Annotated in this window: 26 protein-coding genes and 2 tRNA genes; 21 read left to right on the top strand and 7 right to left on the bottom strand. The window is 56.6% G+C overall.

The window, feature by feature from the left end; genetic code table 11:
* Positions 1 to 51: 51 nt before the first annotated feature.
* Complete coding sequence (locus tag AADV58_RS09180; protein ID WP_298397327.1) at positions 52 to 1,476, bottom strand: PLP-dependent aminotransferase family protein; 1,425 nt, start codon at positions 1,474 to 1,476, stop codon at positions 52 to 54.
* Positions 1,477 to 1,620: 144 nt separating this feature from the next.
* On the opposite strand from AADV58_RS09180, the gene AADV58_RS09175 reads away from it, so the two are divergent.
* Positions 1,621 to 1,944: a DUF2917 domain-containing protein gene (locus AADV58_RS09175; RefSeq protein ID WP_298397329.1), complete on the top strand. Its 324-nt coding sequence runs from the start codon at positions 1,621 to 1,623 to the stop codon at positions 1,942 to 1,944.
* A gap of 5 nt (positions 1,945 to 1,949) precedes the next feature.
* Here AADV58_RS09175 and AADV58_RS09170 read toward each other — a convergent pair whose 3' ends face one another.
* On the bottom strand, positions 1,950 to 2,558 hold the full coding sequence (locus AADV58_RS09170; RefSeq protein ID WP_341742971.1) for a YitT family protein: 609 nt from the start codon (positions 2,556 to 2,558) through the stop codon (positions 1,950 to 1,952).
* On the bottom strand, positions 2,555 to 3,892 hold the full coding sequence (locus AADV58_RS09165; RefSeq protein ID WP_341742970.1) for a malonyl-CoA decarboxylase: 1,338 nt from the start codon (positions 3,890 to 3,892) through the stop codon (positions 2,555 to 2,557). The genes AADV58_RS09170 and AADV58_RS09165 overlap by 4 nt, the downstream gene beginning before the upstream one ends.
* Positions 3,893 to 4,051: 159 nt before the next feature.
* On the opposite strand from AADV58_RS09165, the gene AADV58_RS09160 reads away from it, so the two are divergent.
* From AADV58_RS09160 to AADV58_RS09095, 15 genes are all read left to right on the top strand, one after another.
* Positions 4,052 to 4,513, top strand: a complete 462-nt coding sequence (locus tag AADV58_RS09160) for a PaaI family thioesterase (protein WP_298397337.1) — start codon at positions 4,052 to 4,054, stop codon at positions 4,511 to 4,513.
* 90 nt (positions 4,514 to 4,603) lie between these two features.
* Positions 4,604 to 5,551, top strand: coding sequence for a YcjF family protein (locus tag AADV58_RS09155; protein WP_341742969.1), 948 nt, complete (start codon positions 4,604 to 4,606; stop codon positions 5,549 to 5,551).
* Between the two features lie 5 nt (positions 5,552 to 5,556).
* Positions 5,557 to 6,633, top strand: coding sequence for an MBL fold metallo-hydrolase (locus tag AADV58_RS09150; protein ID WP_341742968.1), 1,077 nt, complete (start codon positions 5,557 to 5,559; stop codon positions 6,631 to 6,633).
* Between the two features lie 65 nt (positions 6,634 to 6,698).
* Positions 6,699 to 6,783 (top strand) — tRNA-Leu (locus tag AADV58_RS09145).
* Between the two features lie 54 nt (positions 6,784 to 6,837).
* Positions 6,838 to 6,922, top strand: a tRNA-Leu gene (locus AADV58_RS09140).
* Between the two features lie 165 nt (positions 6,923 to 7,087).
* Positions 7,088 to 8,293, top strand: a complete 1,206-nt coding sequence (locus tag AADV58_RS09135) for a tyrosine-type recombinase/integrase (RefSeq protein WP_341742967.1) — start codon at positions 7,088 to 7,090, stop codon at positions 8,291 to 8,293.
* Positions 8,294 to 8,654: 361 nt separating this feature from the next.
* Positions 8,655 to 8,870, top strand: coding sequence for a helix-turn-helix transcriptional regulator (locus AADV58_RS09130; protein WP_341742966.1), 216 nt, complete (start codon positions 8,655 to 8,657; stop codon positions 8,868 to 8,870).
* 370 nt (positions 8,871 to 9,240) lie between these two features.
* Positions 9,241 to 9,474 (top strand): hypothetical protein, encoded by a 234-nt coding sequence (locus AADV58_RS09125; RefSeq protein WP_341742965.1) that lies wholly within the window; start codon positions 9,241 to 9,243, stop codon positions 9,472 to 9,474.
* Positions 9,471 to 9,680, top strand: coding sequence for a hypothetical protein (locus tag AADV58_RS09120; RefSeq protein ID WP_341742964.1), 210 nt, complete (start codon positions 9,471 to 9,473; stop codon positions 9,678 to 9,680). The genes AADV58_RS09125 and AADV58_RS09120 overlap by 4 nt, the downstream gene beginning before the upstream one ends.
* Positions 9,677 to 10,513 (top strand): toprim domain-containing protein, encoded by an 837-nt coding sequence (locus tag AADV58_RS09115; protein WP_341742963.1) that lies wholly within the window; start codon positions 9,677 to 9,679, stop codon positions 10,511 to 10,513. Before AADV58_RS09120 ends, AADV58_RS09115 begins: the two co-directional genes overlap by 4 nt.
* Positions 10,506 to 12,107 (top strand): YfjI family protein, encoded by a 1,602-nt coding sequence (locus AADV58_RS09110; protein ID WP_341742962.1) that lies wholly within the window; start codon positions 10,506 to 10,508, stop codon positions 12,105 to 12,107. The genes AADV58_RS09115 and AADV58_RS09110 overlap by 8 nt, the downstream gene beginning before the upstream one ends.
* Before the next feature lie 73 nt (positions 12,108 to 12,180).
* Positions 12,181 to 12,639 carry an HNH endonuclease signature motif containing protein gene (locus AADV58_RS18655; RefSeq protein ID WP_081700179.1) on the top strand — a complete coding sequence of 153 codons (459 nt, stop codon included), beginning with the start codon at positions 12,181 to 12,183 and terminating at the stop codon, positions 12,637 to 12,639.
* A gap of 287 nt (positions 12,640 to 12,926) precedes the next feature.
* Positions 12,927 to 13,175 (top strand): hypothetical protein, encoded by a 249-nt coding sequence (locus tag AADV58_RS09105; RefSeq protein WP_341742961.1) that lies wholly within the window; start codon positions 12,927 to 12,929, stop codon positions 13,173 to 13,175.
* A gap of 12 nt (positions 13,176 to 13,187) precedes the next feature.
* Positions 13,188 to 14,306 carry a phage major capsid protein gene (locus AADV58_RS09100; protein ID WP_341742960.1) on the top strand — a complete coding sequence of 373 codons (1,119 nt, stop codon included), beginning with the start codon at positions 13,188 to 13,190 and terminating at the stop codon, positions 14,304 to 14,306.
* A 175-nt stretch (positions 14,307 to 14,481) separates the two neighbouring features.
* Entirely contained in the window at positions 14,482 to 14,670 is a 189-nt protein-coding gene (locus AADV58_RS09095; protein ID WP_341742959.1) for a hypothetical protein, read from the top strand.
* 325 nt (positions 14,671 to 14,995) lie between these two features.
* Here AADV58_RS09095 and AADV58_RS09090 read toward each other — a convergent pair whose 3' ends face one another.
* The 4 genes from AADV58_RS09090 to AADV58_RS09075 form a co-directional block, all read right to left on the bottom strand.
* Positions 14,996 to 16,558: an RNA-directed DNA polymerase gene (locus AADV58_RS09090; protein WP_341742958.1), complete on the bottom strand. Its 1,563-nt coding sequence runs from the start codon at positions 16,556 to 16,558 to the stop codon at positions 14,996 to 14,998.
* Between the two features lie 431 nt (positions 16,559 to 16,989).
* A complete protein-coding gene (locus tag AADV58_RS09085; RefSeq protein WP_341742957.1) occupies positions 16,990 to 18,351 on the bottom strand; it encodes a VWA domain-containing protein in 1,362 nt (453 codons plus the stop codon).
* Between the two features lie 122 nt (positions 18,352 to 18,473).
* Positions 18,474 to 20,018, bottom strand: coding sequence for an AAA family ATPase (locus tag AADV58_RS09080; protein WP_341742956.1), 1,545 nt, complete (start codon positions 20,016 to 20,018; stop codon positions 18,474 to 18,476).
* 74 nt (positions 20,019 to 20,092) lie between these two features.
* Positions 20,093 to 20,893: an NYN domain-containing protein gene (locus tag AADV58_RS09075; protein WP_424243845.1), complete on the bottom strand. Its 801-nt coding sequence runs from the start codon at positions 20,891 to 20,893 to the stop codon at positions 20,093 to 20,095.
* A gap of 445 nt (positions 20,894 to 21,338) precedes the next feature.
* Between AADV58_RS09075 and AADV58_RS09070 the strand changes: the two genes are divergently transcribed.
* From AADV58_RS09070 to AADV58_RS09050, 5 genes are all read left to right on the top strand, one after another.
* Positions 21,339 to 22,364: a restriction endonuclease gene (locus tag AADV58_RS09070; RefSeq protein WP_341742954.1), complete on the top strand. Its 1,026-nt coding sequence runs from the start codon at positions 21,339 to 21,341 to the stop codon at positions 22,362 to 22,364.
* 35 nt (positions 22,365 to 22,399) lie between these two features.
* Positions 22,400 to 22,630, top strand: a complete 231-nt coding sequence (locus tag AADV58_RS09065) for a ParD-like family protein (RefSeq protein WP_341742953.1) — start codon at positions 22,400 to 22,402, stop codon at positions 22,628 to 22,630.
* The gene (locus AADV58_RS09060; protein WP_341742952.1) at positions 22,627 to 22,902 is read left to right on the top strand and encodes a type II toxin-antitoxin system RelE/ParE family toxin; all 276 of its coding nucleotides are present in this window, start codon (positions 22,627 to 22,629) and stop codon (positions 22,900 to 22,902) included. Before AADV58_RS09065 ends, AADV58_RS09060 begins: the two co-directional genes overlap by 4 nt.
* Before the next feature lie 73 nt (positions 22,903 to 22,975).
* Positions 22,976 to 23,608, top strand: a complete 633-nt coding sequence (locus tag AADV58_RS09055) for a LysE family transporter (protein WP_341742951.1) — start codon at positions 22,976 to 22,978, stop codon at positions 23,606 to 23,608.
* A 159-nt stretch (positions 23,609 to 23,767) separates the two neighbouring features.
* The gene (locus AADV58_RS09050) at positions 23,768 to 23,986 is read left to right on the top strand and encodes a Nif11-like leader peptide family natural product precursor (RefSeq protein WP_028995700.1); all 219 of its coding nucleotides are present in this window, start codon (positions 23,768 to 23,770) and stop codon (positions 23,984 to 23,986) included.
* Positions 23,987 to 24,022: the final 36 nt, after the last annotated feature.

The following is a 24,022-nucleotide window of genomic DNA, read 5'->3' as shown; positions in this document are numbered from 1 at the left end:
AGAACGGCAAGGCGAAGCTTGCCCAAAAAGGGGCAATGATACCGTAGTTGCTCATTTGGCGCCCCCGAACAGCAGCCCCAGACGGCGAACGGCATCGTCGATTTCCGGGGTGTGCGGATTGCCGCAATTCAGGCGCAGGCAATTGCGGTACATCCCGCTGGCCGAGAACAGCGCGCCCGGCACATAGGAAAGCTTCTCGCGCAGCGCCCGCCCGTGCAGTTGCGTGGTGTCGATGTGCTCGGGCAACTCGACCCACAGCACATAGCCCCCCTGCGGCTGGGCAATGCGCGTGCTCGCCGGAAAATAGCGGGACACCGCCGCCTGCATGGCCTCCACCTGGTGCCGGTAACTGCGCCGCAAACCGCGCAGGTGGCGCTCCATGGCACCGGATTCCAGATACTCCGCCAGCACCATCTGGGTCAGCGGGTTGGTGCCGCCGCTGGTGATCGTCTTCTGCAGCGCCACCGCCTGGCGGTAACGGCCGCTGGCGACGAAACCGATGCGCAAGGACGGCGACAGGCATTTCGAGAACGAGGCGCAGAGCATCACGTTGCCGGCCGTATCGAAGGCCTTCAACGGCCACGGTCGCTCGTCGGAGAAATGCAGGTCGCCGTAGATGTCGTCCTCGATCACCGGGATGCCGCGTGCCGCCGTCAATGCCGCCAGACGGCGCTTCTTGTCGTCGGGCATCAGGCTACCCAGCGGGTTGCTGCCGTTGGCGACCAGCAGGCAGGCGGCGATGCCGCCGTTGCGCGAGGCCAGTTCCAGCGCCTCGACCGACATGCCGGTACGCGGATCGCAGGGAATTTCCAGCGCTTTCAGGCCCAGGGTCTCGAGCAACTGCAGCATCAGGTAATAGCCGGGCGACTCGACGGCAACGGTGTCGCCGGGCTTGGTCACCGCCCGCAGGCAGAGATTGAGCGCCTCGGTGCAGGAATTGGTGATGATGAATTCCTCCGGCGCCAGCGGCCCGCCCCAGGCCAGCGAGCGACGCACCAGCTGACGCACCAGCGCCGGCTGGTCCATGTTGACGTGACTGTCCACCTCCAGCAGATGCGGATGGCGCCGGGCGACCCCGGCGTAGAGGCGGTGCAGCGCCGCAATCGGCAGCAGGGAATTGGCCGGCAAGGCTGCCGACAGCGGCGCCACGTCCGGACGGGCACCGGCCTGCAGCACATGCACCAGGCGTTGCGAGATATCGACCGGCATCGGCGCATCCGGCGTCGACCGCGTTTGCGGTTCGCTGCGCACGACCGGTGCCGGGCGGACGAAATAACCGGATTGCGGCCGGGCCTCGACCAGCCCGCGCTCCTCGAGCTGGCGCAGCGCCTGCACCACGGTGGACACCGACAGCCGCCGCTCCTGTGCCAGACGGCGCACCGATGGCAGGCGTTCGCCATGCGACAGGATGCCGCCGCTGATCATGCCGGCCAGTTCGCCGGCCAGTTTCTCGTAACGAAGGGGTTCAACGGCCATGGGTCACCAATACAGTTGTCATTCAAACAGACCAGCACAGTTGGCAACAAGGATAACTGTAATGGTCACAATTTTGTTTTTGTGTGACTGTATCAGTATTTCTTTCGCCCCTAAACTGTGCGTGCATACAGAAAGGAGATGCACATGAAGATCGATCTTGGTGAAAGGGAACTCCAGTTGCGGGAACACTGCCCGCTCCGCCTCTCGGACGCATCGGGCATCATCGTCCGCTGCACGCGCGGCGTCCTGTGGATGACGATTACCGGCGACGCCGGCGACATCGTGCTGGCCAGCGGCGAAAGCTATCGCGTTCGCGGTGCCGGCCGCATCGTCATCGAAAGCATCGGCGGCGACGCGGCGGTCCGCTTCGAACACAGCGCCAGCGTCCGTCTGGTCCGCGCCATTACCCAGATCGGCGACAAAATGCGGCACGCGGCAGCCATGGCGGTCGGCCGCCTGACGGCCTGAGCCAATCAGGTACCGAGATAGCGGCCAGCCTTGTGGTTGGCCGCCAGCACCAGATTCAGCGCCAGCGCCCCGACAATCGACAGGGCCACGGTAAACGGGTCGCGGATGTACAGGCCGGCAACCAGGATCAGCACGTCGGCCGCCATCTGCACCTTGCCCGCCGGCCAGCCGCGCGTGTTCTGCAGGTAGAGCGCAAGCACGCCGAGGCCGCCGAGACTGGCCTTGTGGCGGATGATCATCAACAGACCGACACCGATCAGGAAACCGCCCATGACGGCGGCGAACAAGCGGTCGACACGCTCCAGCGCGATCACCCCCGGCAACACCGCCGTGTAGATCGACAGCAGGCCGACACAGAAAAAGGTCTTCAGCGTGAACACCGTCCCCATCGCCCGCCAGGCAAAGACATAGAACGGCAGGTTGATCAGGAACACGACCCAGGCCATCGGCCAGTCGTAGATGTAATGCACCAGGAAGGCCAGGCCGACGGTACCGCCGGTGAGCAGGCCGGCATGCTGGAACAGCATCACGGCGAAGGCGACGAACATCGGCGCCACCAGCAGGGCCTGGGCGTCCTCGAACAGACTGTGGCGGGTAACCTGCTCGGGCTTCATGCGCTGACGACGTTACGGGCCAGCCGACGCACGGCCGCCGACATGGCGATCCGCCCGCTGCTGGCAAAGGCTTCGAGATTGCTCTCGATTTCCTCGGGGTCATAGCAGTAATTGACCATCATCCCGAACGACTGGGCAAAACCCTTGGCCGAGTTGTCGGCGAGGAAATTCAGACGCTCGACCCGGGCACCGTTGCCCAGATGGAAGCGCGACACCGGATCGTAGGGTGGGCCGTCGGCCTGACCGCCGCGTTTGGCACTGGCCAGGTAACGCGCGGTCAGCCGGGTCAGCGGGTCGCGCAGCCGGCGGACCATCTCCCGATCCGCCGCCCAGGCGCCGTCGCTCAAAGCGTCCAGCGACAAGGGAATGCCAGCCTCGGCCAGCGCCTCGGGGTTCCGGCGCAGCCAGCTGGCCAGCGCCGGAATCGGCGACAGCGTGGCGAATTTGTCGAGTTTCGGGAAATCGCGCTTGAGGTCGTCGATCACGCGCTTGAGCAGGAAACTGCCGAAAGACACGCCGCGCAGTCCGACCTGGGTGTTGGAAATGGAATAGAAAATGGCGGTGTCGGCCTTGCGGTTGTCGAACACCGGTGCGTGCTCGTCGAGCAGCTCCTGGACGTTGCCAGCCAGATGGTCGGTCAGCGCCACCTCGACGAAGATCAGCGGCTCGGCCGGCATGCGCGGATGGAAGAAGGCATACAGGCGGCGGTCGGAATCGAGACGGTTCTTCAGGTCGGCCCAGGACTGGATTTCGTGCACGGCCTCGTATTCGATCAGCTTTTCCAGCAGCGACGCCGGCGTATTCCAGGTCAGCCGCTGCAGCTCAAGAAAACCGACGTCGAACCAGGCATTGAACCGCGACTCCAGTTCGCGGTCGAGGACCGCCAGCTCGCGGTCGTTTTCCAAATAACGCAAGAGGTCGGCGCGCAGATCGACGAGGAACTTGACGCCCTGCGGAATGGCGTTGAACTGGGTCATGATGCGGATGCGCGAGGAGCGCATTGCCGTGCGCAAGGCGGCTTCGGCCCGCCACTGGCCGTCGGTGCCGACCGCCGCCTGGTAGGCCGCATGCGCCGCCGCCACCTTGGCCGGGTCCGGTCCGAATTCGAGCGCGATCAGCTTCAGGAACTGCTGCCGGCCGGCATCGTCCAACCCCAGATAGGTTTCCGCCAGCCGCGCCGCCCGCGCCCGCGCCGACACCTCGCCGCCCTGCCCGGCCGCGCATTCGCGCAACTGCGCCCGCAGGCGTTCGATGCCACGCGCATTCAGCGGCGCCGGCCGGGTATCCGGGGCGATCAGGGAACGCAATTTTCCAACCAGGCTGTCGTTCGTCATCGGCTTCTCTCCTCCCCGTCATTTTGCCCGAGAAGCCAGACTGAGTCAGCCTCGGCACCTGGCGGTCTTTTCATGCAATCTGTCCGCGCTTGCAATCGCCATGCCGCCAACAAGGCTCTATCATCATCCGACAATATTCATTCAACAAGGAGACAGCAGATGTCAGCATTTCAGGATTTCTACCCGGAGAACGTCGCCCACTGCTACGGCTGCGGCCGGCTGAACGAGCACGGCCACCAGATCAAGACCTATTGGGACGGCGACGAAACCGTCACCCGCTTCACGCCACGCCCCGAACACACGGCCATTCCCGGCTTCGTCTACGGCGGCCTGCTGGCTTCGCTGATCGACTGCCACGGCACCGGCTCGGCCGCCGCCGCGATGTATCGCGCGGAGAACCGGCCGATGGACAGCGAACCGCCCTTCCGTTTCGTCACCGCCTCGCTGCACGTCGATTACCTGAAGCCGACCCCACTCGGCCCGGAACTGGAAATCCGCGGCCGGATCAAGGAAATCCGCGGGCGCAAGGTCATCGTCGAAGCCACGGTCTATGCCGAAGGCGTCGCCACCGCCCGCGGTGAAATCGTCGCCGCCCAGATGCCGCCCAGTTTCGCTGCCTGAACCTCGGCAACACATCGTTACAGATACCCCCTGTAAAAAGACGGGGGGTATCGGCACAATGCAGCCATCCCAACCTCGTAGAAAAAAGCCATGACCCCGGAAAACGCCGTCCTGACCATCAGCCTGTTCGCCGCCTTCGCCGATGGCAGCAATGACGACCGCGAACGCGAGCACATCCGTCGCTTCGCCGAATCGATGGGCGCCGACGCGCCGGAACTGCCGAAGCTCTACCAGGACGTGCTGTTCAAGCGGGTCACGCTGGACGCCGCCGTGCAGGCACTGGGCGAACTCGGCCAGCGCCAGTTCGCCTACGAAATGGCCGTCTGCGTCTGCGATGCCGACGGTGTCCAGACGGCGGCCGAGCAGGCCTTCCTGGCCAATCTGAAAACCCGTCTCGGCCTCGATGGCGATGCCGAAGTCACCGCCTTTGCCAGCCAGGCCGACACGCTTGCCGCCACCGCCGCTGCCGCCGCACCGGTTGCCGTCGCGGCCGCCGCCAGCACGCAGCCGGCAGTCAACGAAGCCGAACTCGACAAATCCATCCTCAACTATTCCATCCTCAACGGCGCCCTCGAACTGCTGCCGCAATCCTGGGCTTCGGTGGCGATCATTCCGCTGCAGGTGAAGATGGTCTACCGCATCGGCAAGGCTTACGGCGTCGAACTCGACCAGGGCCACATCCGCGAATTCCTGGCCACCGTCGGCGTCGGCCTGACCTCGCAGTACCTCGAACAATTCGGCCGCAAGCTGCTCGGCGGCCTGCTCGGCAAGATGGCCGGCAAAACCGCCGGCAAGATCGGCCGTGCCGCCACCGGCATGGCCTTCTCGTTTGCCAGCACCTACGCCCTCGGCCAGGTCGCCAAGCGCTATTACGCCGGCGGCCGCCAGATGAGCACGCAGCTGCTGCAGGAAAGCTTCCAGGGCCTGCTCGGCCCGGCCAAGCAGATGCAGACCCAGTATCTGCCGCAGATCCAGCAACGCGCGCAAAGCCTGGACGCCACCCAGATCATGAACCTGGTCCGGGGCGGCGGCGTCTGAGCCCGATGCGCGGGGTTTTTCCGGCACTATTGCTGGCCCTTGCGCTGGGCGGCTGCACCACGGTCAATAGCTGGTACGACCCCGGCAAGGCTCACCACCGCCCCGACGGTTTCGTAAACAACGATCCGAGCGTGCGCGGCGGCGCGCCCTGGTATGAAGTCATCCAGCGCCGCTGGCGCGGCGACTTCCGCCCGCTAGCCGAACCCGAAGGCGGTTACGCCGCCTTTGCCGAACGCTGGCTGGCAACTCCGGATCGCGCCCAGCTTGACGACCCCGCCGGCCCGCCGCGCATCACCTGGCTCGGTCACGCCAGCCTGCTGCTACAGGCGGGTGGGCGCAACATCCTGATCGACCCCAACCTGTCCGACCATGCCGGCCCGTTTTCCTGGCTGTCGGCCCGGCGTCAGGTGCCGCCGCCGCTGAACGTCAAGGAACTGCCGCGCATCGACCTGGTGCTGATCTCGCACAACCACTACGACCACCTCGACGAAGCCACGCTGACCGCCCTGCTGGCCCGTGGCGACACGCCGGAATTCATCGTCCCGCTTGGCGTCAAGGCCTGGTTCGACAAGCTCGGCATGGCCCGCGTCCGCGAACTCGACTGGTGGCAGCAAATCGATCTGAGCGACCTGCGCATCCATTTCACGCCCGCCCAGCACTGGAGCAAACGCACGCCGTTCGACACCAACACCACGCTGTGGGGCGGCTTCTTCCTCGACATCAACCACGACGGCCGCCGCAGCGCCTTCCTCTACACCGGCGACACCGGCTACTCGGCTGACTTCAAGGAAATCCGCCGGCGCCTCGGCCCGGTCGACCTGCTCGCCGTCCCCATCGGCGCTTACGAGCCGCGCGACTTCATGCGCCCCCAGCACAACAATCCGGACGAGGCCGTCCAGATCATGGAAGACACCGACGCACGCCACGCCATCGGCGTCCATTGGGGCAGTTTCGCGCTGTCGCAGGAAAGCTTCGACCAGCCCCCGCGCGACGTCGCCGCTGCGCTTGAAAGGCGACAATTGCCGGAAAGCCGTTTCTGGCTCCCCCGCCAGGGCGAAACCCGGGCACTGCCACTGCGTTGAAATCGTAAAAAGGGCTTGGCAAGTCACGAGCCAGGCATTAGAATCCGCGCCTTCTTTCGACGCCTGCCCAGGTGGCGGAATTGGTAGACGCACTAGTTTCAGGTACTAGCGGGTAACACCGTGGGGGTTCGAGTCCCTTTCTGGGCACCAACGAAAAAACCGGAGAATCGCCTCGTTTCTCCGCGTCCGCGCAAACGGACCAATGCTCTGGTGGTGAAATTGGTAGACACGCTATCTTGAGGGGGTAGTGCCGCAAGGTGTGCGAGTTCGAGTCTCGCCCAGAGCACCATCTAGCAGTTTAATGAGATTCAAAGAAGGCCAGAAAACAACGTAACCACGGTGTTTCTGGCCTTTTTTTCGTCCAACGACGTTCAACGAGATTCATTGAAATCCAGACGCATCTGGGGGTATTGTTGGGGGTATCGGTCGATACCCCTGGAGGCGATACCCCCAAATGCCCCTCACTGACATCTCAGCGCGATCCGCCAAGCCGGCGGAAAAACCGTTCAAGCTTTCCGACGAGAAAGGGCTTTTCCTTCTGGTGAAGCCGAACGGCACAAAACTGTGGCAGCACAAGTACCGCATCGACGGAAAGGAAAAGCTGCTCTCCTATGGCGAGTATCCAGAAACCACGCTCAAGGAGGCACGGGAGAAGCGCGACGCAGCCCGTAAGCTGATTGCCGATGGGATTGACCCCAGCGAGCAAAAGAAAGCCGCCAAGGCCGCACGGGAAGCTGCTGCAGTCAATTCGCTGGAGGTCATTTGCCGGGAATGGCTGAACCATCGCCAGGGGGTGATCGAGCCGGCGCAAATTGCCAAGGCGCTGGCCCGGATGGAGAAAGACGTTTTCCCGTGGCTTGGCAATAAGCCCTTGGCAGAAGTCACCGCGCCGGATGTGCTGTCCGTGATGCGCCGAGTAGATGAACGCGGCGCCCGATACACCGCCCACAAAATCCGCGCCGAGCTGAGCATGGTATTCCGCTATGCCATCGCAACCGGCCGCGCTGAGCGTGACCCCTGCCCTGACCTACGCGGCGCGATCCCCACAGCGAAAACCGAGCACATGCCGGCCATTACAACGCCCAAAGAAGCCGGCGAGCTGCTGCGGGCCATCGACGCATTCCGGGGAACGTTCATCGTTCAATCAGCCCTGCGCCTGGCGCCGCTGCTATTCGTTCGACCTGGCGAGCTGCGCAAGGCTGAATGGGAAGGCTTCGACCTGGACAAAGGCGAATGGCGCTACCTAGTGACAAAGACCAAAACGGAGCACCTGGTTCCCCTGTCCCGACAAGCGGTAGCCATCCTGCGCGAGCTGCACGCCCTGACCGGATGTCGGCGGTATGTTTTCCCTGGCCGTGATCCGAAGCTATGCATGAGCGAGGCCGCTGTCAATGCGGCGCTGCGGCGCATGGGCTATGACACGAAAACGGAAATCACCGGGCACGGCTTCCGTGCCATGGCACGGACCATCCTGCATGAAGAGCTGCACATTAAGCCCGAAGTGATCGAGCACCAGCTTGCCCACAAAGTACCCGACACCCTTGGCGCCGCCTACAACAGAACCAGATTCATCGCTGAGCGCGTCTCCATGATGCAGTCCTGGGCCGACTACCTGGACAAGCTGAAGGCCGGTGCTGAAGTTGTTCCAATCAGAGCATAACGACTAAGGGGGTTGACACCGATGTTATGATTTTCCTAGGGGCATATAATAGTATTCCTTTGAATTCTATTGAACCCTAAACACAACCCGCGAAAGCGGGTTTTTTCGTCCAAAGATCGGCAATGATTCAAAGCCGGCTAAACTTTCAGAACGCACCACAGCCTTAACCCCCCCTTTGGCGCAGCCCATACAGCAGGGGGTTGACATGGTGTTTTATAATTTGGGTGAGGATAACTTATAGTATTCCTTTGAATTTTATTGAACTCTAAAACAGCCCGCGAAAGCGGGTTTTTTTTCGTCCAAAGGTCGGCCACCAGCCAGGTGTAGCCGGCCTTTTTGCATTTTGGCTAAGGAGCATTTCATGCACAAAGGCACTTTGTTTCATCCATCGCAATCTCTGCCACATGATGGCTACATACGCCTTCCCGGTGTTTTGGCTTTGATCCCGGTTTCTCGTTCGACCTGGTTGAATTGGGTAAAGACCGGCAAGGCACCCAAGCCGGTGAAACTTTCAGAACGCACTACCGCCTGGAAGGTGGCAGACATCCGGGCATTCATCGATGCCCAAGCGGCCTGAGCGGAGGCCGCCATGCACAACAACAAAAAGGCCAGCGCGAAGGCTGGCCAAAAACTGATACACGCCCATTCTCTGTCAATGGCCGGCGCCGTGCAAGCCGCGTGCTTGACACGGTTTACCAGCCAGGCGCAGAATGAAGGCTCTCTCAAAGTCGAAGGCCGAAACCAGACGGCCAGCAGCACGCAGCCTTCTGGTTTTTTGTTTTGCCCCCGCCGATTTGTCGCGGATTGCCAACGCCGGCAGTCCGTCAACCGTCAACGGGGGTTGCGGGTATCCGTAAGGACCCGGCCGCATCCTTCGACGCGGAGAGACAACCCCCACCAGTTTTCTGGTGGTTCTCTAAATCTCAAAGTCGAAGGAGGCCATCACCATGGCTAAGCAAAACACCCTGGGCGCGGGCGAGCTCCAATCCCATACTGGTTTCATCGGATCATCCGGCGAGGCTGCCTTGATTCTTCAGGCTATAGCCTATGCGGCTGATGTCGCGGATGAAGATTGTGGTGACGTGCAGAAAAGCAGCAACTGGCTGCTACTGATCGGAGCCGCTGCGAACCATGCTCACTATTTGCTAACGGGCATGAGCGTTGCGGAGGTGCGTACATGACCACCAAACGCGAAAAAACGCCGCGCACCCTACACCAGTTGGAAATGAGCTTGCATCGGGCAAGCCTCGCCCTGGGCAGAGCCCAGTTCAGCACCAGGCAGGCCAAAAAGGCTGAAGAGAAGGCGAAAGCTGCTTACCGTAAGGCCAAGGGTGAACTGTGGGCCCGGATGGCGGCAATGCAGGCCGGGAAAGGCGGTGAAGAATGAGCGCCGCGCACCATGACGCCTTCCTCGATGCCCTGGCCGATGCTGGCCTGGCGATGCACAAGCCGGCCTTGGAAATTGACGGCACCCTGCACCGCTACCGGGTTGCCGGCGACAAGTCCGGCAGCCTCAACGGCTGGTATGTCTTCCACGATGAAGCCAAGCCCTTCGGGGCGTTTGGCAGTTGGAAGACGGGCCAGAGCTGTACCTGGTCGGCAGAAAAGCCGGAACGGATGACGCCGGCTGAACGGCAGGCCATGGCGGCGCGGCAGCAAGCTGCCCGTGCTGCCCTGGCAGCGGAAACAGAGCGAGTGCAAGCCGCTGCTGCCCTCCGTGCCCTGCGCCTCTGGGAGCGCGCCAACGTTGCGAGCGGGGCGCACCCCTACCTAGCGCGAAAACAGGTGCAGTCCTACGGCTTGAAGGATTTACGCGGGCAGCTTGTCGTTCCTGTGAGAGATGCAGACGGCAAGCTGTGGAGCCTGCAGTTCATTGGCGCCGACGGCAAGAAGACATTCCTTACCGGTGGCCGGAAACGCGGCTGCTATCACGCCATTGGACGGCCCAGCAGCATGCTCTGTGTCTGTGAGGGGTACGCCACAGGCGCGACGATTTACGAGGCCACAGGCCACGCCACGGCGGTGGCCTTTGATGCCGGCAATATCAAGCCGGTGGCTGTAGCACTGCGGGCGAAATTCCCGGCGCTGCCGATGGTGATCTGTGCGGATAACGACGATCAGACCCCTGGCAATCCTGGCGTAACCGCTGCGAAGGATGCCGCCAGGGCGGCGCGGGCGGCGGTGGCTATTCCTCTTTTCATGGAGATGGCCAATGTCTGATCGCTCCGATTTCAACGACCTGGCGAGAGTAGCGGGCAAAAGTGCCGTTGCTGCAGCGGTATCAGCGGCGGTGATTGATGCCAAGCCAGACAGCCATGCCAGCACCGACCGGGAAAACGTCGTCAGCATCGGCGACAACTGGCCCGATCCGATCATCCCTGGCCAGATGCCGGTGCCCGACCTGCCGGCCAGTATCCTGCCCACCTGGGTGGGGCGAATGGCTGAGGCTGTCGCCGAATCGACACAGACACCGCCTGCCATGGCGGTAATGTGCGCCCTGTCCGTGCTGGCCACTGCCCTGCACCGCCGGTTTGAGGTGGCACCGTTCGGTGAGGAAGACGAATACACCGAACCGCTGAGCCTTTGGACCCTGACGGCATTACCCAGCGGTAGCCGGAAAACGGCGGTGATCAATGCCCTGGCGGCGCCCCTGGTTCATTGGGAAAAGCTACAGCGTGACAGGCTGCGCTCAGAGATTGCCAGGACAACCACCGCCCGCCTGGTCGGCAAGAAACGTATCGAGAAACTGGCCAAGGATGCCGTCAACGCCGAGAGCGACGAAGATCGGGAGCGTATCCGCAAGCTGATCCAAGAAGAAGAGGAAGCAATGCCGGCCGAAATACGGGCGCCGCGTCTCTTCACCGGGGATGTCACCGCCGAGCGTCTGCAGGCCCTGCTGGTCGAGCATGGCGAACGGATGGCCGTGCTGAGCGACGAGGCCGGGATATTCCTGATCATGGCCGGGTTGTACTCGGGCGGCATGGCGAGCCTTGATGTGTTCCTGCAGGGGCACGCCGGGACGCCGATGCGCGTGGATCGGGCTGACCGCTGCGCCCACATCGACAAACCCGCCTTGACTTTTGGCCTGGCATTACAGCCGGGCGTGCTGGCGGATGTAGCGAGTAGCCGGCGCTTTCGTGACAGCGGCCTGCTCGCCCGCTTCCTGTTTGCCATGCCCGAAAGCAACGTGGGCAAACGAGACGTGCGGCGGCGCTGGACGATCCCCAGCTATGTGAAGAACGACTACGAAAGCCGGCTGCATGCGCTGCTGGATGGTCGGCAGCAGATTGCCAGCAGGCCGCGTGTGATCGGCATGAGCGACCCGGCCCGCGAGCTGTGGCTAGACTTTGCCGACGAGATCGAAAAGCAACAGGGTGAGCGCGGCGGGCTGGAGTCGATTGCTGACTGGTCAAGCAAGTTGCCAGGGGCGGCGGCACGGATTGCTGCGCTGCTGGAACTGGCAGAGGCTGGCCCCAGCACTGAGGCTGTCAGCCTCGATGCCACGGCCAAAGCGGTTGAGCTTTGCCGGCTGCTGATACCGCATGCACAGGCAGCATTCGGGCTGCTGGGCGGTGATGCGACAGACACCGACGCGGCGGCAATCATCAAGTGGGCGCGTGATGGGCGGAGGCTGTCATTCAGCCGGCGCGATTGCCAGAAAGCCATGGAGGGCCGGTTCCGTTCGGTTGCTCGCCTTGAGAAAGCCCTGGAGCGTTTGAGCCAGAGCGATTCAGCCAGGGTCAACAAGGTGCCAAACAAAGGCGCCCCACCCACCACCATGGTCCGCATGAATCCAAAGCTGTTTGTAGACTGAAACGAGATTGTCGCCATGAAGCCTATTTTGAATATCTTTATCTTTATATTCCGCGACTTGACACTTTCAAGCCATGGACAAACGACGAAGTCTACAATCTCGACTCACCGCCTATTTTTTAAGCATCCGTCGACATTGTCGGGATTGTCGATTGTCGATACCGACCGGGAGGAATGGTATGCCGATGGCAGCACCCAAAGCCTGTAAACATCCAGGATGCAAACGACTTGCGAGGCATGGTGCTTGGTGTATCGAGCATAAGCCAATACGTGGGTACGGCAAGCATGGATCAGAAGGCAAGCGTAAAACCGGCCGCAATGGGGTTGCCGATCGGGCCCGAATCCATCGACGGGATAACGGGCTATGCCAGCACTGCCTATGCCGCGGAATTGTTATGCCCGGGACAGAGGTGGACCACATCACCCCGCTTTCAGATGGAGGTGCCGACGACGATAGCAACAAACAGTTGCTGTGCTCCGCATGCCATAAGGCAAAGACAGCTGTCGAGCGCAGACACAGGAGGGGGGTATGAAAGTTAAACACCAAAAGTTGGACACCGCCATTCCCAAAGTCGAATTTATGGGGTGGATTCAGGAAGGGGGGAGGGGTGAAATCACAGGGGCTCTGTTCAACGATCTTCATCGATCTGGAGAATTTTTCAGGCCGTTGAAGCAAATGAGCCGCTATGGACGACGGCAACCCGAATCTGCCGAGAGTTAGAACTTAGCGTGATCCAGGTGAGTGTGACCCGGTTGCCTGTTTTGCATCAATAGACCGTCAATCACAAACCCCCTTATATACCGTACAGGAATAAACATCTTGAAAAAACAAGTTTTATGGAATAAAGTTTTCAACGTTCGCAGCGCTGAGCAATTCAGTATGGCGTTCGGTCACTTCGGTAGGTCATTTCTCGGTGTCTTAGGGATTAAGACATCTATTTTGACCAAGGCCGATTTGGCAAACCGTAAGCGGCAGTTAGAGCGAGACCTGCGGGAAGCTGGTCTTAGCCGATCTGAAGCGAAGCGGATAGCCGGCGCAAACATGCGCCAAAAAAAACCGAACTCATAAAGGAATTTCCAAATGGAAAATAAAAGCGAGCTGGTCGTTCTCATGGAAGACATGGGCGAAGCTTTCAAAAAATTTCGAGAAAAGCATGACAGCAAAGTCGCCGACCTCGAAAATGCAATAACCTCAATCGAAAAGAAGATGGGCCGCCCTGGCGCTACCGGCGATTTCGGGCTGGACGGCGCCGGCAGCACTTTGCAGATTGGCAAAACCACCAAGGGCGCTGAATGCTATCTGCTGCAGAAATCGCAGCGCATCAGCATGCGCAATGCCGAGCGTGAAGGCTTCGACCTGGGCGAGTTCGTCAAGGATTCGATTGTCGGCAGCCGCAAGGCTATGGGTAGCGGCCCGGCCCTGGTTCCTATTGGTATTGCTGACCAGGTGATTGATACTGTCCGCGAGCAATCGGCGATCACTCAGGCCGGCGCTCAAACGCTGGTTATCGACAACCCTACCAATCTGGCCCGAATTTTAGGCAACGACCCGGATGTGATTCAGCATACGGAAAATGTCGACGATATCACCGAAAGCGATATTGACTTGGGCTACGTTACCGCCAATCCAAAGCTGCTGGCGGCGGTGATCCCAATCAGTGAGGAACTGGTGCAAGATTCGCCGAATCTTAACCAAGTGATACAGCTTGCCGTCGCTGGATCATTTGCCGAAAAACTCGATGCGCTGATTTTTGAAAAGCTCATGGCAGACGCTGGTATCACGTCTTCTGCCACGGCTTATGCTGCTGCTGTTGCGCAAGATCCCGCGCTTTGGGAAAACGTGCTCGCTGCTGTTGGTGGTGCCATGGCTTATAAGCAAGGTGTTCCGAGCGCAATCATCAGCGCGCCGGCTGATTTCATTGGCCGCGCCTCGCAGAAATCTTCCAGCGGTGGCTGGCTTGGCAAGCCGCCCGCCTTGGCCCAAATGGCCGAGTACACAGCAACGGCCCTGCCGGCAGGCACCGCCTTCCTGGGTGACTTCGCCAAAGCGATCATTGTTGCCGTGCGCAGCGACCTTCGTCTTGAAGTTGTACGCTGGAAGAATGCGGGCAAAGGCCAGCATGCACTTATCGCCCATGCACGCATGGATGGTTACATCGTCCAGCCTGACGCACTCTTCAAGCAGCTCAAGACCGTCTAAGCGGTTTGTGGTGCCCAGCCAGCGGGGGCCTTGTGCATAGCTGGCGGCGGATTAGTCGGTGAGTGCCGCTTCATCCCAAAACCCCGAAAGCTGGTGGCGCTACGAGAGAAAAATTTAGCGCGTGACCAGCAACTACCCCGGCCGAGTGCCGGGGTTTTCATTTATAGGAGCTAATATGACTGAAAACGAACGTGAGCATTACCGGGAAAGAACACGGGCACTATGCACGGCCCGAGGATTGACGATCGCCCCCTATGGGCTTGGCTGGTGGATATCCGGGCCAGGTGTAAATCTGGTGATTGCTGACCTGGCATTCATTCGTGAGCAAGACCTAAAACCTCTCCCATTTTTCAATCGAGAATAATTTTTGGGGGTATCAATGGGGGTATCAAAAAATACCCACCCGCCAATTTCGTTGTGTAGCAATCATTTCGACGATCTGTTTTGTTCTCGCCCAGGCACCATAGACAGTTCCAAAGCAGTACGAATCAGGCCAGAAAACCTAGCTAAAACATGGGTTCTGGCCTTTTTTTCGTCTGTAGCGGTCCAAAGCATGTTTGTAGGCCGGAAAGCCAGAAAGCTAAGAACAGCAGACCTTCCAACGGGTAAGTACTAACAAGAGCACTGCCTGAACAGCATTTTGATGATTCCCGAGACTTGTCTTTCAACCATAAGCGATGGACTTCGCATTAGAAGGGCAAATCATCGTCGAGCGAAAAACTATCCGGTGCTCCGTCTAAGACCCAAGTAGCCATCCATTTATCCATTCGATCCAGATTCCCTCCCCTAATGATGGGAGCTAGCCATTTCTCTCGCTCGTCCTTTGAGAGCACTTGTGCAGCTAATAAAATTGAACGCCTATCCCAATATGCATGGTGCAGTAACTGGTTCTTTCGATCCTTTACCCATGATTGGTTGTTCATCGTGATTGCTGCACGTGCCTGAGGCCTGAGGCGCTTGCTAGAAAAAACAAAAGAGCGAATTTTTGGGATACTGAGCAACTCTAGGTGTCGAGAAAAATACCATTCGAGCCAAAGACGTACGGCTCGCAAGTTTGTCGCAGAATGATCACACAAACCTTGAATTTTGGCAGAGAGGGAAGCAACGAAGGCGGCATCAGTAATCGAGTCGAGATATAGAACAATATCGTTGATGGCAGGAGAAAAAAACGCGATGTTATCCAAAAGACATTCTGCGATATCTCGAATTTCATGCGCCCTGGCTCGCCGCACAATGGCCCGTATGACTCCCAGATCGAGACTCTCGAATTTGGCGATACGGGTCAGTGCGTCTAATAAAACCCCTCCTGCATTTTCGATTACGACAAAATCGAAGTCTACAACCTCCATCGTGTACGGATTAACAACCTCAATTTCACCCAGGATTTCCAGCTTTTCCAGTTGGTACTGATTATTTAGCTCTTCGTGAAGAAATTCATCAGACTTGCTTATATGGGTTTTCCCTGGAGACAAGGAAAGCCTTTGGTTTTCGTGAAGATATACACATAGGTCCTGTTGCAGAGCCTGCAGTTCATGAAGCGAATTTCCAAATATTCGGAAATCATCAACATATCTAACGTGCTCAAAGCCTCGGCTATAAATAAATTGGTCCGCATCAATAAGTGTCGCCTCTGCCATAATGATGCTAGCGGCAGGTCCAACCGGAATACCTTGCGATGCCTTTGTATTAAGTGCCGTTAAAAAATATTCAATGCGCTTTGATATCCCCTGCGGGGTATCAGTTGCAAGCTGGATCGCATTTTGCAACCGATGAAGATATATCTTGTTGTAAAAATCAGCCACGTCGGCAGAAAGAACAAATGGATATACCGTTGATAGCTTTTCGCAGCGTTCTCGATAGATCTTGAACCCTGAGCCATCAGCAAAAAAACTCCTATCACTTTCGGAAATACGATAAGAACAGGCAATTTCTGGACTGGCTCGCGACGCTTCAACGTGAGGCGCAACAGTCTTTGCGAGCGCCGCGTAAACAATAGAATCCAGGGGTTCAGGACGGTGAACGATTCGAAAACCACTTTTCGTCTTAGGCCATGGTTCAACTAGTGGCGTAGCAGAAATAATGCTATCGAGATCGGATTCAAGAATAAAATTCTTGACTTCATTCCAAGAGTGGCCAATAGCCAGAAACTCCTCAGTTCTTGGGAAAAAATCAGTGTCGTAATAGTGTGAAATATGCCTTAACGCAAAGTCTAGGCTATCCTCGGTGATCAGTGTCTTTAGAGGCTGTGTCATATTCGTTAAATTGGAAGCTCAACCGGTCGGAAGAAATAGCCTCTTAGGGCATGATACTGGCACCCACAATTATTGATGAATATAGCATTTTTATGCCCATGCTGCGAGAGTCGCAGTTTCGGGCAAGCATCTAGGGGATAGCAGCCATTGGGATGGCTGCGTTACGGAGTTATTGAATGGCGACAGTTGGCCGATTACTCATTTGGCATTCCATCCGAAAGTGCTCTGTAGCAACATCGTGACGAACGGCGAGCGGCTGCTTTCGGCAGTGCATCCTCAAAGGCATGCCGCCGGCTAGGAGTTGCCGCTCGATTTTTCCACAATGCAGCCAGTCAAACGTCTGCTCTACTTCATGTGCAGCCGGAATGGCGAATCTAAGGCACCGCCAATGTTGACGTACATCTTGTGTTTACAGCAATTACAGCCACAAACTATTGAACACACGCTTTCTCGATTATGTTTCGCTCAAAACTTACTAGTTCATGAATGCGACTGATTCGCGGGTCATAAACCCATTCATTGTCAAAAAACGTTTTCAGGCGATGGGACATGTAGCAGTTACCAACAACAAGCGAGTGAAAACGGTTCCCGTCAAGTCGTCGGCCTTCTATTCGGCTTAGCGAATATTCTGGCAGTTCGGACATAATGAAATCGGAAACGATCAGCAGGTCTGCGTTTTTGTAAGCGTCCTCTTCCATCTTATCCAATGCGTGCTCAAGGGCTGGAGCAACATCAGTGCCTCCGTGAAATGACATCCCTAGAAAGCGTAGCAGGGATTCCATGCCGATATCTGCACTCAAATCCAACGTGTAGATAGCTGTCGAGAAATTGATTAGGTAACAGGGTCTTTTCTGCTCCCTTGCCTTCGTGGCGAGGAAAAGAGCGACAGCCTTGGCGACAGTCTCGGGCGTACCGTTCATTGATCCGCTGGTGTCGATACAAATGACCATTGGACCTTGCTTTTCGGCTTCTTTAATATTTCGCTCTTCTTCTGTTTCCACATGCCTATGGATGTTTTGAATACCGTTCATATCAAAGCACATAAGACTGGATTCGACATATTTCAGGTCGAATAGGATGGCAGTGTCAGGGTCTGCAAGTAGCGCAAGTTCAGAGGGCAACACATGTTCAAGATCACACCCAAGCCGGATGCCGATAATTTCCTCCCTTGAGTTGATGTCAGGAAGGTTTGCTTGAACAGGAGTGACAGACCTGACGCGCTCAATTTTTTCCGACAGTTCAATTTGTCGGATTTTTCCCAAGAGTTCACACAACCTCTTGATACCCTTATCTTCCGCAAGGTATTTTGCCCATCGCTCGAATTGCTGAATGTCCTGAGCAGTGAGACTCCCCTTGGACAGGTCGAGCAAGAGGCCCGTATCCAGGCCAAGTTCTTGAAGCCGTTCTTGCAAGCCTTTCAATGAGTCCAATATTTTTTCGAGTTCTGCTAGGAGAGCAGCCCGGCGTGCCTCGATTTCTCGAAGTTCCCATTCCGCACGAACTTGATCCATTCGCTTTTGCCATTCATTCAACAATAGGCGGATGGCAATGGAAGTGTCGTCAGTGAGTTTTTTAGCAATGGCTGTTTTCGGCGTTATTGATTTGAACTGACCTCGCCAAAACGATTCGTTAGCCGGATGCCCAATTTCTTCGCAGAAATCCATGTATGCATCCACCGCCTTATCAAGATCGCTCTCGGAAACAGCTGGGTTTTTCAGGTGATTGTACCAGTCAAAAAAATCTTGTTCTTGCGACAAAAAAGGAAATTTCGAATCGAGAATGGACGTAGTCACCAACTCCCATTCCCTGACTCGATCAGTGACGTGGCTATGGATAGCATTTGAACTGGCCAGCAGTGCGGAATAGGAAGAGCAGATCTCGTCGCTAATACTTTCTGAGGCGATTAAGATTTGGGTTATTGGCATAGCTCTTCAAGCCGTTCGCAATCTTTGATGCGAAGTTTCAGGTTTTCAATCTGCTCGGAGATTCCCGCGATTGCCAAACCAGATTTCTCGGTGGGCACAAAAAGAGAGGTAAGCTGAACATCGAGTGCCGAAAATTTGTCTATAACAACTTTTAGAGCCGACTGAAGTTCATTCTTTATTTCAGAAACGGCTATGGATAATGATTTTATAAGCCTATCATTTACTTTTTCTTTTCTGTCGCCTTTGTGGAACAAGATATCTGGTTTGAAATCAAAAACATCCCTATTCCCAGCATTGAAATGAATCTTGCAAGTACCTTGGCCGTGAAACTGACAATCTACGTGATTAAGTTCATTTCCATTCTGGTCAACCGGAATAAATTTATCCTTGGATTTAATTTTATCCACCGAGATATATATCTGCTTGCCGTGGTTGTAGTCATTCCATCGGTAAAAATTCGGCGAAAATTTAAGAAATTCTCTGCCGCCAATTTTTTCCGTTTTGTAAATATCCGACGAGTGAAAAAGTTCATCATTTATCTCGGCATCTAGGGCATCTTTTTTTCTGTCTATATCGGCCAAGCTGATTCCACTATCAATTCCTGATTGCTTCACCGCATCCCTAACGATTTCCTGCACTGTCTTATAATTGCTTTCATGCGTCCAAATGCAATGTTCCAGCAGCAACGCATCACTGTGATTGGTTTCCGCTCGTCCATTAAAGAACGCCGCAGCCTTCATCAAAATGGCAGCTCGCTGCCAGCGCCTGTCAGATACGTAAACTGTGCTCGATTTATCCAACTCTGAAATTTTTTCTCGGATCAGATGAATGATCGTCAGTGTTTCCGATGACAGCGCGACTGAGTGGATTTGTTGCAGCCAAGCATCCCATTCTTCAGACTTAATGCGGAGCCCCTCAGAAACATTAGCCTCTGCCAAACTAGGTTTGCTGCTCAATAACAACTCGAAGTGTTCCAACTCACTGATGGGCTGAACCATCAATCGGACAATGAAACGATCATATAGCGCCTCTAACCCTTGATTGATGTCTGGGGTTTCATTTGATGCAGCAAGTAATGCCTTAAGCGGCACTTGCTCTATAGTTTCACCGTTCTTGAATACTCGTTCGTTGATGAGTGTGAGAAGCGTGTTCAAGATTGCAGGACTAGATTTCCAAATTTCGTCGAGAAAGGCGAAATCTGCTTTCGGAAGGTATGAGTCTGTCTTCCGAATATAGTGATCCTCCTTTAATGCCTTTATCGAAACTGGGCCGAACACTTCCTCTGGCGTGCTGAAGCGGTTCATCAAATATTCAAAGTAGACCTTATTGTGAAAGGCGCAGGAGAGACGCCTGGATATCAGACTCTTTGCTGTCCCCGGTGGGCCATAAAGAAATGTATTCTGCCCACAGAGTGCCGCCAGGAGTGATACAGCAATGACTTCCTCCCGTTCGTACATCCCCGTACTAATTGCTTTGATCAGATGGTCAATTCGATCTCGTAGGGAATTTGTAACTGGGAGTTTATTGATTTTCATGAAGGCACCATTTTGATGAGCTGTTATAGGGACGCAAACCACATGTTGGTAAATAACGCACGCTGATTTTTTGACTACTTTGCACGTAGGTAAAGTTGTTTTTGGGTTTGGCTACCAGGTGGTAGGCGTTCTTCGGTAATGAACAAATCAGTTTTGGCTTTTACTAGGTCTGATAATTTCTTGAAGCCATATACCCGAGAATCAAAATCCGGTTGGAGCTTTGTGAGATAGCTGCCGAAAGTACCAAGATGAGCCCATCCGCTTTCATCTGAAGATTCTTCAAGAGCAGAAAGGAGAAAACCCTTGGGAAAAATAGGGGTATCCAGACCTTCTGGCGTGGGCTTTGCCTCCGCGATAGGCGTGGCATCAAACTTATTTGGAGCCACTTCGGGTTCGGAGGCGGGGCGGCGCAGTACCTCTGTGAGAATGAACTTATTGCACGCATTTCGAAATGCATCAGGGGTTTTTTGTTCACCAAAACCCAAAACCAATAGTCCCTCTTCTCTAATGCGAGTAGCTAGGCCCGTAAAGTCGCTATCACTGGTAATCAGGCAGAAGCCATCTAAACGGCGGGTATAGAGCAGATCCATCGCGTCAATGATGAGCATGCTATCCGTCGCATTTTTCCCTGTTGTGTATGCGAATTGCTGGACTGGCTTGATGGCGTATTTCTGAAGAACTTTTTTCCAGGATGAGCTATTCGGGGAAGTGAAATCGCCATAAATCCGCTTGACCGAAGCTTCGCCAAACCGAGCCACTTCTGCGAGGATTCCTTCGATAACAGCAGCTTGTGCGTTGTCCGCATCGATAAGCACTGCAAGCCGGAGGGTTGGTTCTTCGGATTCAATTTTTGCTACCAGTCGTGGGGAAACCATTGCGCCACCTAAAAATATTGCGGAGGAGAAATCATAGTGCATATACGTTAGGAGTTGCTCAAGCAGTACGACGCCTGCTTGAGGATTGCCACTAGCAGCGCGCGGATATTATTTATGATCCAGTTTGGAAATTGAACGACTGCTCTAAACACAAACCAACCGTTCATTCGCCGATGGGATGAGCGTCTCTTCCGGGTCGGGTCCGGCGGTAGCCCGAAGTGGTGAGCGGTCATTGGCCCACCTTGCTGGCTGTAGGGCCCTTGACTACTACATTGCCGCCCGATACCGACCGCAGCCCCACGGTCGGCTCAGGCCGAACAGTAGACGATCAAGATGGGTAGTCATATCGAGAGCGAACGAAACAGATCAGCCCGGAAGCATATCACCAAGTCATTTCCCCTCCCCTGTCTTGTACAATCGGATTCAAAACACACAGGGGGCGGGGATGGCGCGTAGAAGACGAGGAAATCGGAGAACGTCAGTAATCGAGGACTTACTCGATCTCCCCTGGCAATTCAGCGTCGGACTTGGCTTTGCTGTTCTAGTGTTCCTCAAGGGCGTTTTCCCGGCGATTGCTGGTGGCAACATGTTCATGCAGCCCATGGCTGCAGCCGCTTCCGGTCTTGCCTGGCTGTTCTCCGGCGCTTTTTTCCTGATCGCAGCGATTGTCTTCATCAAGGGAAAAGTCTCGAAGGGAAAATCACCAGCGACCGAGCCGGCGACCAGAACCAGCGCACCCAGGCAAAAACCTCGACAGGAACCGGCATATTCGGCGCCAGCCAGCGAAAAGCCAGCGGATCACAATACCCGCCCCGACATTCTCGACAAGCTCCTGAGCGAGAGCCAGACAACACCCAGCACGACAAAGCCCAAACCCACCGAATGGACCCTGGACGTCATCCGCGATCTGGAATGGAAACGCTTCGAGGACGTTTGCCAGCAGTTCTACGAAAAGAAAGGCATTCGTAGCGACACGACTGACCTTGGCCCGGATGGCGGCATCGACATCCGCCTCTATCAAGATGATTCCGGCCGCCCGACTTCCATCGTGCAATGCAAGGCCTGGGCTGAGCGTTACGTCGGCGTGAAACCCATTCGCGAATTGCTGGGCGTGATGACTCACGAGAAGATCGGCAAAGCTTTTTTCATGACCAGCGGCTCGTACTCAGACGAAGCCAAGGCCGTTGCCCAAGCCAATCGCATCACACTGATCGACGGCAACATGCTGTTGATGATGATTCAGCGCCTCCCGGCGCCGGAGCGCGAAAGCCTGCTGGCCTTCGCAGTGGATGGCGATTATGAAATCCCGACCTGCCCGAGTTGTGGCATCAAGATGGTGGCCAGGCAAGGAGCAAACGGAAAAGCTGATTTCTGGGGGTGTCAGAACTATCCGCGTTGTCGGCAGAAACTCGGCAAACGGCGCGGTCATACCCCAGAGGCAAACCTTGCAGATAAGCGCCGAGGCTCATAAACTACAAATGTAGCATTACGTAGCAGGGGTCAATCATGGGAATGCCAGTCCGTATCGAAGACGAACTTTACGAAAACGCGAAAACTCACGCCAAGGCCGAATGCCGGACTATCTCAGGGCAGATCGAGTTTTGGGCCAAAGTCGGTAAGGCTGCTCTTGACAACCCCGATCTACCCGTCGATTTTGTGCGCGATTTGCTGATTGCGCGCGCCGAAGGTCGGGAGAACGCAAGGCCTTTCGTTCCGCAAGGCCAACGTGACGCATGAGCGGCGTCCAGATTCTTCAGGCCAATACCTTCAGCCGCGCCTACAAACGACTGCACAGGAATCAACAAGCCGATGTTGACGATGCGATCAGTGCAATTGTGGTCAATCCCTCACTAGGCGAAGCCAAGAAAGGTGATCTGGCAGGCATCTTTGTTTACAAGTTCTCATGTGTCGGCCAGTTGTTTCTGCTCGCCTACGAATACGACCCGGAAACCCGCCTGCTGTTGCTGGTCGGTACGCACGAAAATTTCCACCGTAACCTCAAGCGCTGAACCCACCCTGAAATACGCCGTAAACAAGTTTTCCCACCAATAAGCTCGCGCCGGAATTCCAAAAGCCTCACTCATGTCCCTTGATACTTGGTTCGCCTTCTTCATCGCCTGCTGGGTCATCAGCCTGTCGCCTGGTGCCGGCGCCGTTGCTTCGATGTCCTCCGGACTCAGTTTTGGTTTTCGGCGCGGTTTCTGGAACGCCATCGGCCTGCAACTGGCGCTGATCCTGCAGATCGCCATCGTTGCCGCCGGTGTCGGCGCCATTCTTGCCCGCTCCGAACTGGCCTTTGCGCTGATCAAATGGTTCGGTGTGTTCTACCTGCTCTACCTCGGCTGGAAACAATGGACTTCACCGCCTGGTGACCTGCATGCCGAGGCGGTCGACAAGCGTCGCGGCCATCCCGGCGCGCTGGTGCTGCGCGGCTTCATCGTCAATGCCAGCAACCCCAAGGCCATCGTCTTCATCCTCGCGGTCCTGCCGCAATTCCTTGATGCGACCCGGCCGCTACTGGCGCAATACCTGACCATGATCATCACCATGGTCGGCGTCGACCTGATCGTCATGGCCGGCTACACCGGCCTCGCCGCCCGCGTTCTGCGACTGCTGCGCGAACCCGGACAACAACGCCTGCTCAACCGCATCTTCGGCGGTCTGTTCGCTGCTGCCGCCGCGCTATTGGCGACGCTCCGGCAGGCGGCGCACTAGCCTCACGCCACCCACATCGCTCTCCAGCCGTTGAAGCGGCACTGAATTTGCTTACCGGGTTCTCCTGGTTGCTCAATCCCGCATTTTTGTCGAGAACCCGACACATGCCCGGATGTGCACCAGTTCATCCACCAACACAAACTCTCAGGAGAAATCCCGATGTCCGTTGCCAACATCAAGGCATTTTCCGAAAAAGCCCGGGCCGATGCTGCCCTTGGCGAAGCACTCAAGGCCTGCCAGAAACTCAAGGAACTGCGCAGCCTCGCCCGCGAGCATGGTTTTGAATTCGACGAAGACTCGCTCTACCCGCCGAACGAACCGCAATTCACCCACGAACAGCTCTCCGAGCGCCTGGTCAAGAACCTGCTGCCCAGTTGAGTGAATCGAAAGTGCCGGGATCGTTCCCGGCACTTT

The organism is Azonexus hydrophilus (genome assembly GCF_038368255.1).
Classification (GTDB): Bacteria; Pseudomonadota; Gammaproteobacteria; order Burkholderiales; family Rhodocyclaceae; genus Azonexus; species Azonexus hydrophilus.
Note: the sequence above shows the minus strand (reverse complement) of the source record. Positions and strands in the feature narration are given on the sequence as shown.